Origin of the sequence: Micromonospora sp. WMMD737 (genome assembly GCF_049179055.1) — a bacterium.
GTDB classification, from domain to species: domain Bacteria; phylum Actinomycetota; class Actinomycetes; order Mycobacteriales; family Micromonosporaceae; genus Micromonospora; species Micromonospora reichwaldensis.
Window position 1 is genome coordinate 1,043,566 of record NZ_JBMHMH010000001.1, and the last position, 15,511, is coordinate 1,059,076.

The 15,511-nt window shown below is 73.9% G+C and carries 12 protein-coding genes, 1 pseudogene and 1 riboswitch; of the genes and pseudogenes, 3 read left to right on the plus strand and 10 right to left on the minus strand.

Features of this window, described 5'->3' with window-relative positions:
• Positions 1-4: 4 nt before the first annotated feature.
• Positions 5-1,621 carry a hypothetical protein gene (locus ACN27A_RS03930; RefSeq protein WP_421449877.1) on the minus strand — a complete coding sequence of 539 codons (1,617 nt, stop codon included), beginning with the start codon at positions 1,619-1,621 and terminating at the stop codon, positions 5-7.
• Positions 1,622-1,653: 32 nt separating this feature from the next.
• Positions 1,654-2,232: a MarR family winged helix-turn-helix transcriptional regulator gene (locus ACN27A_RS03935; protein ID WP_421449879.1), complete on the minus strand. Its 579-nt coding sequence runs from the start codon at positions 2,230-2,232 to the stop codon at positions 1,654-1,656.
• A 50-nt stretch (positions 2,233-2,282) separates the two neighbouring features.
• On the opposite strand from ACN27A_RS03935, the gene pip reads away from it, so the two are divergent.
• On the plus strand, positions 2,283-3,242 hold the full coding sequence (pip, locus tag ACN27A_RS03940; protein ID WP_421449880.1) for a prolyl aminopeptidase: 960 nt from the start codon (positions 2,283-2,285) through the stop codon (positions 3,240-3,242).
• Positions 3,243-3,259: 17 nt separating this feature from the next.
• Here pip and ACN27A_RS03945 read toward each other — a convergent pair whose 3' ends face one another.
• Together ACN27A_RS03945 and ACN27A_RS03950 are read right to left on the minus strand one after the other, a co-directional pair.
• The gene (locus tag ACN27A_RS03945; RefSeq protein ID WP_421449882.1) at positions 3,260-4,915 is read right to left on the minus strand and encodes an L-lactate permease; all 1,656 of its coding nucleotides are present in this window, start codon (positions 4,913-4,915) and stop codon (positions 3,260-3,262) included.
• Positions 4,916-5,054: 139 nt separating this feature from the next.
• Positions 5,055-6,254 carry a chorismate-binding protein gene (locus ACN27A_RS03950; protein ID WP_421449883.1) on the minus strand — a complete coding sequence of 400 codons (1,200 nt, stop codon included), beginning with the start codon at positions 6,252-6,254 and terminating at the stop codon, positions 5,055-5,057.
• Positions 6,255-6,377: 123 nt separating this feature from the next.
• Here ACN27A_RS03950 and ACN27A_RS03955 point away from each other — a divergent pair, with 123 nt between their 5' ends.
• On the plus strand, positions 6,378-6,578 hold the full coding sequence (locus tag ACN27A_RS03955) for a DUF5999 family protein (RefSeq protein WP_151456036.1): 201 nt from the start codon (positions 6,378-6,380) through the stop codon (positions 6,576-6,578).
• A gap of 128 nt (positions 6,579-6,706) precedes the next feature.
• On the opposite strand, the gene gcvP is transcribed toward ACN27A_RS03955, so the two are convergent.
• Together gcvP and ACN27A_RS03965 are read right to left on the minus strand one after the other, a co-directional pair.
• Positions 6,707-9,553, minus strand: a complete 2,847-nt coding sequence (gene gcvP / locus ACN27A_RS03960) for an aminomethyl-transferring glycine dehydrogenase (protein ID WP_421449884.1) — start codon at positions 9,551-9,553, stop codon at positions 6,707-6,709.
• A gap of 73 nt (positions 9,554-9,626) precedes the next feature.
• Positions 9,627-9,725: riboswitch (glycine riboswitch) on the minus strand.
• Positions 9,726-9,829: 104 nt separating this feature from the next.
• Positions 9,830-10,690 carry an NAD-dependent protein deacetylase gene (locus ACN27A_RS03965; RefSeq protein ID WP_421449885.1) on the minus strand — a complete coding sequence of 287 codons (861 nt, stop codon included), beginning with the start codon at positions 10,688-10,690 and terminating at the stop codon, positions 9,830-9,832.
• Positions 10,691-10,765: 75 nt separating this feature from the next.
• On the opposite strand from ACN27A_RS03965, the gene ACN27A_RS03970 reads away from it, so the two are divergent.
• Positions 10,766-11,425, plus strand: coding sequence for an SDR family oxidoreductase (locus ACN27A_RS03970; RefSeq protein ID WP_421449886.1), 660 nt, complete (start codon positions 10,766-10,768; stop codon positions 11,423-11,425).
• 28 nt (positions 11,426-11,453) lie between these two features.
• Here the strand turns inward: ACN27A_RS03970 and ACN27A_RS03975 are convergent, their stop codons facing one another.
• From ACN27A_RS03975 to ACN27A_RS03990, 4 genes and pseudogenes are all read right to left on the minus strand, one after another.
• The gene (locus ACN27A_RS03975; RefSeq protein WP_421449887.1) at positions 11,454-12,083 is read right to left on the minus strand and encodes a DivIVA domain-containing protein; all 630 of its coding nucleotides are present in this window, start codon (positions 12,081-12,083) and stop codon (positions 11,454-11,456) included.
• Positions 12,080-13,298, minus strand: a pseudogene (locus ACN27A_RS03980) (globin domain-containing protein). Before ACN27A_RS03980 ends, ACN27A_RS03975 begins: the two are co-directional and overlap by 4 nt.
• A 3-nt stretch (positions 13,299-13,301) precedes the next feature.
• Positions 13,302-14,525, minus strand: coding sequence for a nitric oxide synthase oxygenase (locus ACN27A_RS03985; protein ID WP_421458364.1), 1,224 nt, complete (start codon positions 14,523-14,525; stop codon positions 13,302-13,304).
• Positions 14,526-14,874: 349 nt separating this feature from the next.
• A complete protein-coding gene (locus ACN27A_RS03990; protein ID WP_151454620.1) occupies positions 14,875-15,459 on the minus strand; it encodes a MerR family transcriptional regulator in 585 nt (194 codons plus the stop codon).
• Positions 15,460-15,511 lie beyond the last annotated feature (52 nt).

Consider the following 15,511-nt stretch of genomic DNA (forward strand, 5'->3'; position numbering starts at 1 on the left):
TGGCCTAGGGACGCGTCGCCGTCGCCCGGCCGAGGGTGGTCATCGACAGGGCGTGCGAGAACCCGATCCGGGGGATGGTGTGGTGCGGGTCGAGGAACACCGGCAGCTGCGGTCCCGAACTGCCGTCCACGTACGGGTTCGACACCCGCAGGTCCGTCCAGCGGGCGTTCTGCAGCAGCCGCGCCCAGAACGTGCCCCGTGCCGGTGGCGTCGGACGATCGAGGTCGAGGCCGGCGCCGCGCAGGTCCCTCCACACCGGATGGGGGTCCGTCAGCGGGTCGGGCGGGCCGGTGTCGCCCGAGTGGTAGCTGCGTACGACCCGGCCCGGGTCGTGGTTGAACCACACCCGCAGCAGGTCGAGGTAGGCGCGCCAACCGCCGGTGCCGCTGTGGTGGCCGTCGAGGTCCCACACCTCGCGAAACGCGCGGGCCCACTCCCGCCGGCCGTCGGTGCCGCCACCCATCGGCACGCCCCACAGCGTGGAGTTGAGCCCCACGGGAAAGGTGAGGTCGGACATGAGGGCCTTGACCGCACCCATGCCCTGGCTGAAGCCGGCGACCGCCACCTGCCCGACGGCGGGCACCGCGCCGAAGTCAGCGGAGTAGAGCGGCGGGAAGATGGTCCGCAGGTTGGGCCCGGCCAACTCGTGGGCGGTGGCGTCGGGCTTGCGCAGCCCGAGGCTGCTGGTGCGGCACTGCCGGTGCAGGAACACCGCGACCTCACGCAGCGTCCGCAGCAGTCCCTCGCCGGTCGCGAACGGGCCCCACTGACCCTGCGGGAACAGCGGCATCACCAGCACCGAGCGGTTGCCCCAGCCCAGCGACTGGAAGGCGAAGAAGGCCTCGTCGAGGAGGTACTTCCGGGCCAGGTGCAGGTATTCCTGCAGTGGCGCCGCCGCGTTGACCAGCCCGTACGGGTAGCGGGCGGTGTAGTCGCCGGTGCTGGGGCTGCAGTAGACGACGAAGTCCAGACTCGTCACGGGCTTCGGGTCCGGCAGGTTCGGCGACACCACGGCGACGACGAACTTCGGATCGGACTGCGTCGCGGCGTACTCCAGGAAGTGGAACCGGCTCAACGCCGCGATGTTGACAGTGACCTCACGTTTCTCGCCGAACCGGTCCCAGCCCGCGTCGGTCTCCACGGCGGCTGCCGGTTTCAACAGCTCCCGGTTGGCCTGACGGAACGTCAGCGTGTTGTTGTAGTGCCCCGCGTAGGTGTGGATCCTCGGGTTGTTGGGCCAGCCCACGACCCACGCGGCCCTCGGGTCGCGCCCCCGGCTGGCCATGACCCGCATGACGTCGGCGTCGGAGAGCGCGACGACCGGCGACGGATCCATCCGCCCGAGCGTCACGGTCATCGTCACGTCGTCGCCGGAGACCGCGCGGCGGGCGAGGGAGTTGTCCCATGTGGCAGAGCGCAGGTCTCCGGTGAAGGTCACCCGCTCGGCGACGTACGCCGGATGGCTGACCCGGATCTGCGGCACCGTCGGCTGGTGGGACACGACGGTGCTCCAGCGCCCGGCCCCGTCCGTGGTTCCCTGTCCCCCGTCGAGCACGACGAGCGCGCCGGGCACCGCGCCGAGGTTGGCGTCGAGCACGCGGACGGTGAGGGTGATGGCCACCGGCACAGTCTGCAACCGTCGGCCGGTGCACGTCAGGACAGATTGCCGACATCGGGTGCGGCGCCGGCACTCGGGGCCTGCGGGTGGGTCGGCCGCCGTCGGTGTGGTGCGGCCGGCGGCGGGCCGGGGTCCGGGGAGGGCGGCAGGCCCGCGTCGGCGATGCGTTGGCGCATGGGCCGTCGGCGCATCGCGGCGAGGACCTCGTGCAGCACGTCGGCCAGCGGCGCCGTCAGTTCCGTGTCCAGTTCGCGTATCGCGGCGGTCGTCGCCGCCCACTCCGCCTCGATCAGTGGGAGCAGCTCGCGGGCCCGGTCGCTGAGGTGCACGATGCGCTGCCGGGCGTCCGCCCCCGCGGTCAGCTCGACCAGGCCGGCGCGGGCCATCTGCGCGACGGTCTGGCTGGCCGCCGAGTGGGTGACCCCGACCCGGCGGGCCAGGTCGCGGATGGGCAGTGGGCCGTCGGCGACCAGCACCCGCAGCGGTGGCGAGAACCGGGGCCGGTAGTCGGGCAGGCCCCGTTCGGTGTAGACCGTGGCGACGTCGCCGTCGAGTACGTCGAGCACGTGCCGAAGCAGCGTGCCCAGGGCCTCACGTTCAGGTACGGCTGTCACTCCGCTAATGTAACAGCGCTGTTGTATCGATGATCACGAAGGGGACGACGATGGCGCAGCGGTACCCCCCGATCGAGCCGTACGCGCACGGGATGCTCGACGTCGGCGACGGGCAGCGCGTGCACTGGGAGACCTGCGGCAACCCGGACGGCAAGCCCGCCGTGGTGCTGCACGGCGGGCCCGGCTCCGGCTGCACGCCCGGCTGGCGGACCCTGTTCGACCCGGCCCGCTACCGGGTGGTCCTGTTCGACCAGCGGGGCTGCGGCCGCAGCACCCCGCACGCCGCCGACCCGGAGGTGGACCTGTCCACCAACACCACCGACCACCTGATCGCCGACATCGAGTTGCTGCGTGAACACCTCGGCGTGGACCGCTGGCTGGTGCTCGGCGCCTCCTGGGGCGCCTGCCTCGCCCTGGCGTACGCGCAGCGGCACCCGCGGCAGGTCAGCGAGCTGGTGCTGTTCAGCGTGACCGCCGGCACCCGACGGGAGATCGAGTGGCTCACCCGGGAGATGGGGCGGATCTTCCCGGCCGAGTGGGCGCGGTTCCGCGACGGCGTGCCGCCGGCCGAGCGCGACGGCGACCTGGCCGACGCGTACGCCCGGCTGCTGGCCGACCCGGACCCGGCGGTGCGCGAACGGGCGGCGCGGCAGTGGTGCGACTGGGAGGACACCCACGTCGCCACCGCCCCCGGTCACCGGCCCGACCCCCGCTACGACGACCCGGTGTTCCGGATGCTGCAGGCCCGGCTGGTCACCCACTACTGGCGTAACGGATGCTTCCTGCCGGAGGGGCAACTGCTGCGCGAGGCGGGGCGGCTGGCCGGCATCCCCGGCGTGCTGCTGCACGGCAGGCTCGACATCAGCAGCCCACCGGAGGTGGCGTGGCAGCTGGCCCAGGCCTGGCCCGACGCCCGGCTGGAACTGCTGGAGACCGCCGGGCACGGATCCGCCAACGGCATGGCGGAGCGGGTCGTGGCGGCGCTGGACGACTTCGCCGAGCGCCGCTAGGCACCCGGAGGTGCCGGCTACGGCACCATCCAGGACAGCAGGGGCGTCGCCTGCAGCCCGACCAGCACACACATCAGGGCGAGCAGCAGCACGCTCGGGCCGAACATCCGCCGGAACAGGTCGCCCTCGCGGCCGGTGAGTCCGACCGCCGCGGCGGCGATCGTGAGGTTCTGCAAGCTGATCATCTTGCCGAGGGTGCCGCCGGAGGCGTTGGCCGCGGCCAGCAGGACCGGATCGAGGCCGGCCCGCTGCGCCGCGGCCACCTGGAGCGCGCCGAACAGGGAGTTGGACGACGTGTCCGAGCCGGTCAGGGCGACGCCGAGCCAGCCGAGCACCGGCGCCAGCACGGCGAGGAGTCCGCCCGCGCCGGCCATCCAGACGCCCAGCGTGGCGACCTGCCCGGAGGCGTTCATGGTGAACGACAGCGCCAGCAGCCCGACCACCGTCAGCACGGCCCACCGCAGCGCGAACAGGGTGCGCCCGTAGAGCCCGACGGCCTCGCGCGGCGGCACCCGCAGCAGCGCCACCGTGATCAGGCCGGCCACCAGCAGCAGCGATCCGGGGGCCGCGAGCCAGGCGAGACGGAACGTCGTCAGCGGTGACGGGGCACCGGAGGCGGTGACGACGTGCAGTCCGGGCCAGGAGAACGCGAGCGTGCCGGCGTCGAGCAGCCGCTTGACGGCCGGCACCTGGGAGACGGCGAAGACCGCCACGATCGTCGCGTACGGCGCGTACGCCCGCCAGCGCGAGCCTGCCGGCGCCGGCGCATCGGGCTCCGGCAACCCACCGGCGGCGGGCTCCGGCGGCAGGTCGGTGTCGGGCTCCCGCGGCCCGCCGCCGACCGGCACGGGGACCGCCCGCCGCACCACGCCACGGCGGACGACGAGCAGCAGGACGCCCGCCCCCGCGAACGCGGCGGTGATGTCGGCGAGGGCGGCCGTCAGCCAGTTCGCCGTGACGAACTGCGCCACCGCGAACGCGCCGCCGCACGCCAACGCCGGACGCCACAGCTCGCGTACGCCCCGGCGGCCGTCGGCGACGGCGAGCAGGACCAGCGGAACGACGACCGCGACCACCGGAACCTGCCGGCCGGCCATCATGCCCAGTTCCGTGGCGGGCAGCCCGGTCACGCCGGCGAGGGTGGTGATCGGCAGGCCGAGGGGTCCGAAGGCGGCCGGCACCGTGTTGCCGACCAGCGCCACGGCGGCCGCCCGCAGCGGGGTGAAGCCGAGGGCCAGCAGCATGACCGTGGTCACGGCGACCGGCGTGCCCTGCCCGGCCAGGGCCTCGAGCAGCGACCCGAAGCAGAACGCGATCACCAGGGCCTGCACGCGGCGGTCGTCGCTGATCCGGGCGAAGCCCTGCCGCAGGGTGTCGAAGTGCCCCGTGTGCACGGTCAGGCGGTGGATCCAGATCGCCGTCGCGAACGTCCAGACGAGCGGGAAGAGGGCGAAGGTGGCACCCTGGCCGGCGGCCAGCAGCGTCTGCGGCAGCGGCATCCGCCACAGCCACCAGGCCAGCACGACCGCCACGCCCAGCGCGCCGAACGCCGCCACCCACGCCCGCGTACGCACGACTCCGAGCAGTACGAACAGGGTGAGCAGGGGCAGCGCGGCGCAGGCGGCACTCAGCGCGAGCGACCCACCGACGGGTTGCAGGGGTTGCTGGTACATCGGGACCGCCTCGGCTGCGCACGCCCCCGGCCCGGGTGGCGTGGAGTACGGCCCATCTCACCGGACGCGGCCGGCGCGGCGCCTCTTCCAACGTGCGCAGCCCGGTGGGGTGCGCCGACCGGCCAGTGAGGTCCGCCGCTCAGTCGCCGGCGAGCGCGGCGCGCACCGGGGCGGCCTTCGCGGCGGCCTCGGCGACCTCGGCGTCGGGATCGCTGCCCCACGTGATGCCCCCGCCCGCCCACACGTGCACCCGCTCGGCGTCCACGGCGGCGGTGCGGATGGTCAGGCCCAGATCGATGCGGCCCGGGGCGACCCAGCCGAGCGCGCCCATGCTGGCGCCCCGGCCGACCGGCTCCAGCTCGGCGATGCGGTCGAGGGCGGCGAGCTTCGGAGCGCCGGTGACGGAGCCGCCGGGGCAGACGGCGCGCAGCAGGTCCGCCAGGCCGAGCCCGTCGGCGACCACCGCGGAGACCGTCGACTCCGCCTGCCACAGGTCGCACCACCGGCGTACGGCGAACAGCTCGTCGACGCGCACGCTGCCGGTGCGGGCGACGCGGGCCAGGTCGTTGCGTTCCAGGTCGACGATCATCACGTGCTCGGCGCGTTCCTTGGCGGAGGCGAGCAGTTCGGCGCGGCCGGCGGCGGTGGCCGGCCGGGTGCCCTTGATCGGCTTGGTGATCACGCGTCCGTCGGCCAGCTCCACCAGGGTCTCGGGGCTGGCGCAGCCGATCGCCCAGCCCGCCCCGGCGAGGGTGCCGCCGTAGCGGGCGCCGGGCAGCGCGGCCAGCCGGCTCAGGGCCGGCAGGGGGTCGCCGGTGTAGCGGGCGGCGGCGTGGCCGACGACGTTGACCTGGTAGACGTCGCCGCGGCCGATCGCCGCGCGGACCGCGCCCACGGCGTCGGCGTGCTGGCGGGGGGTCCAGCTCTCCGCGAAGGTGCCGCGCCACCAGGAGGTGGCGGGCGCACCGACTGCGCCGGGCGGCGTGCCCGGGCCGTGGCCGTAGACGACCACGACGACCTCGGGAAGCCCGGTCACCGGGTTGGCGGCGCCGGCCGGCGCGCCGACCAGGGCGGCGCCGGCGGCCGCGGAGACGTAGAGAGCGGCCCCGCACACCCCGGCCGCGTCGTGGCGGCCGGCGGGGCGGGCCAGGTCGTGCAGCGGCAGGCCGTGCGCGGCGAGGAACTCCTCGGCCCGCGCCGCCGGGTCGCCGCCGTCGGCGGGCCGCCACTGCCAGCGGGCCCGCTCGACCAGCGTACGGCGGCAGTCGGCCGGCGCTCCCGGCGCGCCGACCGTCAGCCCTGGGAGCGTGTCCACGCCGTCCGGCCCATCCTGCCTCATCCGTTCAGTGGATTTCGGAAAAACGACGCGCATACCTGCTCGATGCCGGCCACTTTCGCTTGGTACTGTGCGTCACTGGTCATGTGAACCATGACACAGTGCCCCCACAGTCCGGAGATCCCGATGTGCCAGCACCAACCCACCTGCCCCTCCGCCGAAGCGACCGACCGGGACGCCGCCCGGGTCCTCGCCTGCTTCCCTGAGCAGGGCTGGAGCCTGCTCTGCAACGGTGTCATCGTCTTCGAGGACACCGGCGAGCTCCTTCCCGACGGCAGCAGCATCGCCCCCCACCGCGGCCCCGCCCGACACGCCCTCGTCGCCTGACCCCTGTCACGCTGCGTCACGCCTTTTACACCCGTCGATCTGACCTGGTACCCCGGTCGGGACACCCCCCCGCCCAGGTCGACGCACCCGCCGGGGCGGCACCACGACCGCCCCGGCGTCACGCGACGTCAGTCCTCGAACGCCTCCGGCGCCGGGCAGGAACACACCAGGTTCCGGTCGCCGTACGCGCCGTCGATGCGCCGCACCGGCGGCCAGTACTTCCCGGCCCGGTCCACCCCGGCCGGGTACGCGCCCACCGACCGCGCGTACGGGTGCGGCCACTCGTCGCCCGACACCATCGCCGCGGTGTGCGGGGCGTTGGCGAGAGGGTTGTCGCCGGCCGGCCACTGCCCCGAGGCCACCCGGTCGATCTCCGCCCGGATGGCGATCATCGCATCGCAGAACCGGTCCAGCTCGGCCAGGTCCTCGCTCTCGGTGGGCTCCACCATCAGCGTCCCCGCCACCGGGAACGACATCGTCGGCGCGTGGAACCCGTAGTCGATCAGCCGCTTCGCCACGTCGTCCACGCTCACCCCGGTCGCCTTCGTCAGCGGCCGCAGGTCCAGGATGCACTCGTGCGCCACCAGGCCCTTGTTGCCCGCGTACAGCACCGGGAAGTGCCCGCGCAGCCGCGCCGCCACGTAGTTCGCCGCCAGCACCGCCACACCGGTGGCCCGCACCAGCCCCGCCGCGCCCATCATCCGCAGGTACGCCCACGGGATCGGCAGGATCCCCGCCGACCCGTACCGCGCCGCCGAGATCGCCGGCCGGCCGTCGACGTGCACGCCCAGCGGATCACCCGGCAGGAACGGCGCCAGGTGCGCCCGCACCGCCACCGGACCCACCCCGGGACCACCGCCGCCGTGCGGGATGCAGAACGTCTTGTGCAGGTTCAGGTGCGACACGTCCGCCCCGAACTTCCCCGGCTTGGCGAACCCGACCAGCGCGTTGAGGTTCGCCCCGTCGACGTACACCTGACCGCCGGCGTCGTGGACCTTCGCGCACAGCGACGCGATGCCCGTCTCGTACACCCCGTGCGTCGACGGATACGTCACCATGATCGCCGCGAGGGCGTCCCGATGCTTGTCGATCTTCGCGTCGAGGTCCACCAGGTCGATGTTGCCGCCGTCGTCGCAGCCCACCACGACGACCCGCATGCCCGCCATCACCGCGCTGGCGGCGTTGGTGCCGTGCGCCGACGACGGGATCAGACACACGTCCCGGTGCGCCTCGCCCCGGTCCCGGTGGTAGGCCCGGATCGCCAGCAGACCCGCCAGCTCGCCCTGCGAACCGGCGTTGGGCTGCACGCTGACCGCGTCGTAGCCGGTCACCTCCGCCAGCCACCCCTCCAACTGGGAGATCATCTCCCGGTAGCCGGTGGTCTGCGCGTCCGGCGCCAACGGGTGCACGTGCGCGAACTCCGGCCAGCTCACCGGCTCCATCTCGGTGGTGGCGTTGAGCTTCATCGTGCACGACCCGAGCGGGATCATCCCCCGGTCCAGGGCGTAGTCGAAGTCCGACAGCCGCCGCAGGTAACGCAGCATCGCCGTCTCCGAGTGGTGGCTGCGGAACACCGGGTGGGTGAGGAAGTCCGACGTACGGGCCAGCGCCGCCGGCAACGCGCCGGTGACCGGCGCGTCCGCCACCGCCACCGGCCGCCCTGCCACGGTGGCCCCGAACGCATCGCACACCTTCCGCAGGTGCGCGGGGGTCGTCGTCTCGTCGCAGGACGCCCCCACGTGCTCGGCGTCGACCAGCCGCAGGTTCACCCCCCGGGCCGCGGCGTCGGCGACCACCGCCTCGGCGCCGCCGGGCACCCGCACCAGGACGGTGTCGAAGAACGCCTCGTGCACCACCTCGACGCCGTCGACACCCCGCAGCGACGCCGCCAACCGCACCGCCATGTCATGGGTACGGCGGGCGATGCGCCGCAGCCCGTCCGGGCCGTGGTAGACGGCGTACATGCCGGCCATCACCGCGAGCAGCACCTGCGCGGTGCAGATGTTGCTGGTCGCCTTCTCCCGCCGGATGTGCTGCTCCCGGGTCTGCAACGCCAGCCGGTACGCCGGGTTGCCGTCCGCGTCACGCGACACCCCCACCAGCCGGCCCGGCAGCATCCGCTCCAGCCCCGCCCGCACCGCCAGGTAGCCGGCGTGCGGCCCGCCGAAGCCCATCGGCACACCGAAACGCTGGGTGGTGCCGGCCGCGATGTCGGCGCCGATCTCCCCCGGCGCTCGCAGCAGCGTCAGCGCCAGCAGATCCGCCGCCACGGTCACCAAGGCCCCGACCGCGTGCGCCGCCTCGACCAGCCCCGCCTGGTCACGCACCGCCCCCGACGCCCCCGGGTACTGCAGGTGCAGCCCGAAGAACTCCGCCGGCAACTCGTCGCGCCCGGTGTCGACGATCCGCACGTCGATGCCGAGGGGCTCGGCCCGGCTGGTGATCACCGCGATGGTCTGCGGCAGGGTGTCGGCGTCGACCACGTACACCGGGCTCCTGCTCTTCGACGCGCGGCGCGCGAGCGTCATCGCCTCCGCCGCGGCGGTGCCCTCGTCGAGCATCGACGCGTTCGCGGTGGCCAGCCCCGTCAGGTCCGTGACCATGGTCTGGAAGTTCAGCAGCGCCTCCAGCCGCCCCTGGCTGATCTCCGGCTGGTACGGCGTGTACGCCGTGTACCAGGCCGGGTCCTCCAGCACGTTGCGGCGGATCACCGCCGGGGTGTGCGTGCCGTGGTAGCCCAAACCGATCATCGACACGGCCACCGTGTTGCGGGCCGCCAGGGCCCGCAACTCCGCGAGGGCGTCGTGCTCGCTGGCCGGCTCCGGCAGGTCCAGGGTGCCGTGCCAGCGGATCACCTCGGGAATCGCCGCGTCCATCAGCTCTTCGACCGAGCCGTAGCCGACGGCCTCCAACATCCGACGCTCGTCGTCCGGATCAGGGCCGATGTGGCGGGCGGCGAACTGCTCTGCGGTCATGGGCGGCGCTCCCGGGGGCGAGGTCGACAGGTCGGCCTCCCCCTCTGTCGCGCCCGCGAGGCGCTCCACAGTGCCTGCCCACGAGGTCCTTTTGCCTGAGAGGTTCCGGGGAGGATTTGCCCCTTCGGCGCCGCCCGGGATGCTGCTGGGCGGTCTCTCCCACGTGGGTGCTGCCGGCATGGTCAACGCTACCAGCGCCGCACCGCCCACCGGAGGTCGTACCCCCGCCGGCGACGACCGTCGATGACCGGCCGGCCCCGCACCCCCGGCGGGCCGCTACCGGCCGACGCCCGCCAGCCCCGCGGCGGCGTCGCCGGCCGTCCGGTCGGCCAGCGCCGGCAGCAGCCGCCCCAGCGGCGCGTCGACGGTCAACGCCGCATACCCGTCGCCCCGGGTCGGGCCCTGGTTGACGATCACCACCGGAACGCCCAGCTTCGCCGCGCGCACCACGAACCGGCGACCCGACATCACCGTCAACGACGAACCCAGCACCAGCAGCAGCCGCGCCCGCGCCACCAGCTCGAAACAGCGGGACACCCGGGCCGCCGGCACCGTCTCCCCGAAGAACACCACGTCCGGCTTCAGCATGCCGCCCCGGCAGAACGTGCAGTCGACCGTGCGGAACCGGGCCACCTCGTCGTCGGCGAGATCCACGTCACCGTCCGGGTTGACCGCCGCCGCACGGGCGTCGAAGCCCGGGTTCGCCTCCCGCAGCCGCCGGTCCAACTCCTCCCGCGACGTCCGGTTACCGCAGCCCAGGCACACCACCTCGTCGAGGCGGCCGTGCAACTCCACCACCCGCGGACTGCCCGCGGCGGTGTGCAACCCGTCCACGTTCTGCGTGATGACCCCCTCGACCAGCCCGCCGGCCTGCAGCCGCGCCACCGCCCGGTGCCCCTCGTTCGGGGCCGCCCGCGCGATCACCCGCCACCCCAGGTGGCTGCGCGCCCAGTAGCGCCGCCGCGCCTGCGCGTCGCGCGTGAACGCCTGATACGTCATCGGGGTGTGCCGCCGCGCCACGCCGCTGGGCCCCCGGTAGTCCGGGATGCCCGACTCGGTGGACAGGCCCGCCCCGCTCAACACCACCACACCACCGCCGGCCACCAGGCCGGCCAGCGCGTCGACCGTCTCCGTCACCCGTCCATGCTGCCTCAGGCAACCACCCTGCGGCGACCGGCCACGTCGTGGCGGGACGGCGGCTAGGTTGGCGGTATGCGCGTCGTCATCGCCGGAGGACACGGCAAGATCGCCCAGCTGACCCACCGCGAACTCGCCGGACGCGGCGACACCGCCGTCGGGCTGATCCGCAACCCCGACCACTCCGCCGCCCTGCGGGCCGCCGGCGCCCACCCCGTCGTGGCCGACCTCGAACACGTCGGCGTCGACGAACTCGCCGCCCACCTCGCCGGCGCCGACGCCGTCCTCTTCGCCGCCGGCGCCGGCCCCGGCAGCGGCGCCGCCCGCAAGGACACCGTCGACCGGGCCGGCGCCGTCCTGCTCGCCGACGCCGCGCAACGCGCCGACGTCCGCCGCTACCTGCTGCTGTCCTCGATGGGAGTGCAAGGCGAACCACCCGCCGGCACCGACGAGGTGTTCGCGGCGTACCTGCGCGCCAAGAAGGCCGCCGAGGACGACCTGACCGGCCGCGACCTCGACTGGACGATCCTGCGACCCGGCCGGCTCACCGACGACGCGCCCACCGGGCGGATCACCCTCGCCCGACACGCCCCCGCGGGCGCCGTGACCCGCACCGACGTCGCCCGGGTCCTCGTCGCCCTGCTGCACCACCCGCACAGCGCCGGCGCGATCCTGGAACTCGTCGGCGGCAACACCCCCATCGCCGACGCCGTCGCCGCCGTCGACCAGCACTGACCCGCCTCCCGGCGGGCAGCCGACGCCGCTACTCGCCGAGCACGGCACGCAGCTGCGCGCCGACCGCCCCGGCCGCCTGCGCGTCGGAGCGCAACTGCTCCGACTGCTCCGACAGGTACGCCTGCCACCGGCTCAGGTGCTGTTGCGCCGTCGCCACCGCCGCCACCAACGCCGCCTGCCGGCCCTCCAGCTCCCGCACCTGCCGCCGCAGCTCCTCGCCCCCCGCCCCCGACGGGCCGGCGACACCCCCGGCCAGCACGTGCGCCTCGGCGATGATCTCGTCGGCCTGCCGCCGCGCCTCCGCGATGATCTCCGCGCCCTCCGCGCTGGCCTCACCGATCGTCCGGTTCGCCTCGTCCTGCGCCCGCACCGCCAACTCGATCACCATCGGATCCGGGCCCTGCGCGCCGGTGCCGGGCAACGCGCCGTGCCGCAACATCTCCACCTGCCGCGCCAGGCCCTCGTTCTCCCGCCGCAACCGGTCCACCTCACCACCCAGCAACGCCACCCGCTCGTCGGCCGACCGGGCCAGGCCCGCCACCTCGTCGGCGGACAGCCACCGGCCACCCCGGAACCGGCGCGCCTCCAACGCGCCCACGGCCCGGGTCAGCTCACCGTGCGCATCGGCGACCACCCGGTCGCCGTGGTCGACGCTCATCGCACACCCGTCCCACTGAAGTCGTCCGGCGCGGCGGCGGCAGCGCCCGCCAGCGGCGGATACCGGCAATGGTCGTAACTCTCCACCAGGATCCGCTCCCGCGGCACCCCCGACGCCGTCAACGCGGCAACCGTCGCCCCGGTCATCTCCGGACTGCCGCACACCAGCACCTCGGTGTCGTGCCACGGACCCAACCGCACCGCGGTCTCACCGGCCGTGCCCACCGCCCCCTGCCACTGCCAGCCGGACTCCACCGTCGGCACGTACCGCAGCCACCCGGACTGCCACGACTGCGCCGACGCGCCCGCCGCCAACTCCCGCAACACCACGTCGTCGTACAGGTCGTCGGGGGTCCGGCCCCCCACCACCAGCGTCGTCGAGCGCCCCGGACCCAGCCGCAACGCCTCCACCACCGCCCGCAGCGGCGCCACCCCCGTGCCCCCCGCCACCAGCAGCAACGGCAGGCCCGGCGACCGGTCGTACGACGACAACGCCGTCCCCACCGGCGCGCCCAGCAGCACCCGGTCACCCTCGCGCAGCCTGCGCACCAGATGCGTGGAGAACCGGCCCGCCGCCCGCACGTGGAACTCGATCGTCCCGTCCGGACGCGGCGCGTTCGCCGGCGACAGATACCGCCACGTCCGCAACTGCGGCACCTGCACCGGCAGCGACTGCCCCGGCAGGTACTCACACAGATAGTTCGGACGGACCGTGAACACACACGTCGGCCCGCCGCCGCTGCACCGCCAGGACCTCCGCCTCCCAGTACGGCGGCGACGTCCGCTCCGCCTCCACCGCCCCGGCCAGCATCAACCGCGCCACCAACTCGTACGCCGCAGCCCACTCGGCCTGCAGCTGCGGCGTCCACCGTGGACCCAGGAACCGCTCCAACGTCGCCAGCAACGCCTGCCCGACCCGGATGTAGTGCCACTCCGCCAACGGCACCGGCCGGCCCTGCCGGTCCTCGCCCTGGAACCGCCGGTGATCGGCGCCCAACCGCTGCGCGAACGCCGTCACCTCCCGCTCGTCGTCGACGTGGGTGACGATGTGCCCCAACGCCGCCAGCAGCTTGTCCTGCTGGTACTGCATGTTCGTCGGGAACATCGCACGCGTCTCCGGCGCGATCAGGAACAACGTCGCGTAGAAGTACTTCGCCGCCTCCGGCCCGGCCACCGAGAGCTGGGCCCAACTCTGACGCAGCGCCACCACGTCCATGCCTCAGCCCTCCCGCCGACGGGCCACGTCGTGCCGCTGCCGCAGCGACAGCGGCACGACGCCCGCCGAACCGTACGCACGATCGGTCTGCCACAGGTTCGGGTTCGGCACCCGGGTGTCGTAGTAGCGGTGGTGCACCGCGTGCAACGCCGCCCACCCCACACTGCCGTTGAGCCACGACCAGTCGCCGTGCACCGGCCGACCCGCCCGCTCCTCCTGCGCGCAGAACCGCATGAACAGCTCCGACTCCGTGTGCGGATCCGACACCCGCACCCCCGCCGCACGGAACGAGTGCAGCACCGCCTGGTTGATGACCAGAGCCGCGTGCTCCCGCCACAGGGTGTCCTCCCGCGAGGTGTCCAACCCCAACCCCCGCGCCACCGGCAGCAACTGGTCGTACCGGTCCCCGTCACCCATGTTCCGGGTGCCGACCTCGTCGCCCAGGTAGTGCCCGTTGAACGGGGCGCAGCTGTAGTCCACCCCACCCACCCGCAGCCGCATGTTGCTGATCACCGGCAGCGCGTGCCAGCGCAACCTCAACTCCTCGAACCACGGGTACGCCGGATGCGTCAGGGCGACCTCGCGCACGAGCTCCCTCGGCGCCTCCACCAACGTCGGATCCTCGTACGCCGTCTCGAGCACCCACGGCAGCAGATCGAACCGGCCCGGCACCGGCGGCGGATGCCACCCCAGCGCCCGCACCGCGTCCGTCATCGCCACCTGCGCCGGATCACCCAGGATCGACCCGTCGTCCATCCGGTGCCCGCAGTAGCGGATCAGCTGGTCGTTCCAGAGCCGCGCCCGCGGACCCACCCCCGGCCGGTCCGGCGCGAACACCGTCATCACCGACTGGATCCGCCCGCCGTTGTCCGCCACCGCCAGATGCCGCGCCAACTCCTGCGCGATGCCCGCCACCGTCGTCACCCCACGGCGGTCGCGGACCCGCAACCCCGCCCACCGGACCCGCCCCACGCAGCGCGCCGACTGCCGCCACGCCACCTTCGCGCCGTGCACCAACTCGTCGCCGGTGTGCCGGTACGTGCCGGTCACCGCGATCTCCTCCCGCACCCGCGCGATCCGGTCCGCCACCCCCGGCAGCCGACGCTCCTCGTGGTACAGGTGCAGGAACTCCACCGCCTCCGCCGTCACGTCCACCGGCGAGTCGGACGCGTGCGACACGGGACAGCGCTCCGCGTCCCCGGGCCGCACGTCGGTGCCCGCCGCCATCGCGCCGGCATCCACGTCGGTCTGCACTTCGCACTCAATCCGATCGTCGGGCAAGCGTCGCCGTCCGCTGCCTGCGTCGTCGCGTACACCGGGTCCGCAACTGCCCACACCCGACGGACAGCGACCCAGGTGCGAAACAGGCGCAACGACGCAGACAGGATTGCCATGATCGTCAGAAGTGTCAACAAGCCGACAGGTGAGGACGTGGCGCACGCCACATCACCGCAGGCCCCCACCCACCACCGACCCGGACGGCCCGGTCGTGAACCACGATCGCGGGGCGGACACGGCGGGCGACGTCGTGCCGTGGGCACGGTGCGCCCGCCAGATCAGCCGAGCCGCCGACCCCTCAGCCGGCCCGGCGCCGCGCCCGACGCGCCGCCAACTCGTCGCCCACCGGCTCCGCCGCCACCTGCGGCTCCACCGACGTCGCCGGCTCAGACGGCAGGTGCGACAGCGAACCCTGGATCTCCTTGAACGCCCCACCGATCGCGATACCGAACACGCCCTGGCCACCCTGCAACAGGTCGACCACCTCCTCCGGCGACCGGCACTCATACACGGTCGTGCCGTCGGAGATCAACGTGATGCCCGCCAGGTCCGCCACCCCACGGGAACGCAGCGCCTCGATCGCCTTGCGGATGTTCTGCAACGACACCCCGGCGTCCAGCAGCCGCTTCACCACCTTCAGGACCACCAGGTCCCGGAACGAATACAACCGCTGCGTGCCCGAACCCGAAGCGTCGCGCACACTCGGCACCACCAACCCGGTACGGGCCCAGTAGTCCAACTGCCGGTAGCTGATCCCCACCGCATGGCAGGCCGTCACACCCCGGTAGCCCACGGCACCGTCACCCTCGGTCGCCCACCCCGGCGGCGCCACACCCGGCTCGTCCAGCTCCGTACCCGGATCGGGATCTCGCGGCTCGTGCATCCGGACAACCTCCCCGCCAGTGCGGTGACACGTCGTTTCCGGGACGTGCACC

Bases quoted from the DNA above. Each gene is read 5' to 3' on its own strand.
- ACN27A_RS03950 (WP_421449883.1), bottom strand. From the start codon at position 6,254: ATGAGGCAGGATGGGCCGGACGGCGTGGACACGCTCCCAGGGCTGACG.
- ACN27A_RS03990 (WP_151454620.1), bottom strand. From the start codon at position 15,459: ATGCACGAGCCGCGAGATCCCGATCCGGGTACGGAGCTGGACGAGCCG.
- pip (WP_421449880.1), top strand. From the start codon at position 2,283: ATGGCGCAGCGGTACCCCCCGATCGAGCCGTACGCGCACGGGATGCTC.
- ACN27A_RS03945 (WP_421449882.1), bottom strand. From the start codon at position 4,915: ATGTACCAGCAACCCCTGCAACCCGTCGGTGGGTCGCTCGCGCTGAGT.
- ACN27A_RS03955 (WP_151456036.1), top strand. From the start codon at position 6,378: ATGTGCCAGCACCAACCCACCTGCCCCTCCGCCGAAGCGACCGACCGG.
- ACN27A_RS03970 (WP_421449886.1), top strand. From the start codon at position 10,766: ATGCGCGTCGTCATCGCCGGAGGACACGGCAAGATCGCCCAGCTGACC.
- ACN27A_RS03975 (WP_421449887.1), bottom strand. From the start codon at position 12,083: ATGAGCGTCGACCACGGCGACCGGGTGGTCGCCGATGCGCACGGTGAG.
- gcvP (WP_421449884.1), bottom strand. From the start codon at position 9,553: ATGACCGCAGAGCAGTTCGCCGCCCGCCACATCGGCCCTGATCCGGAC.
- ACN27A_RS03985 (WP_421458364.1), bottom strand. From the start codon at position 14,525: ATGGCGGCGGGCACCGACGTGCGGCCCGGGGACGCGGAGCGCTGTCCC.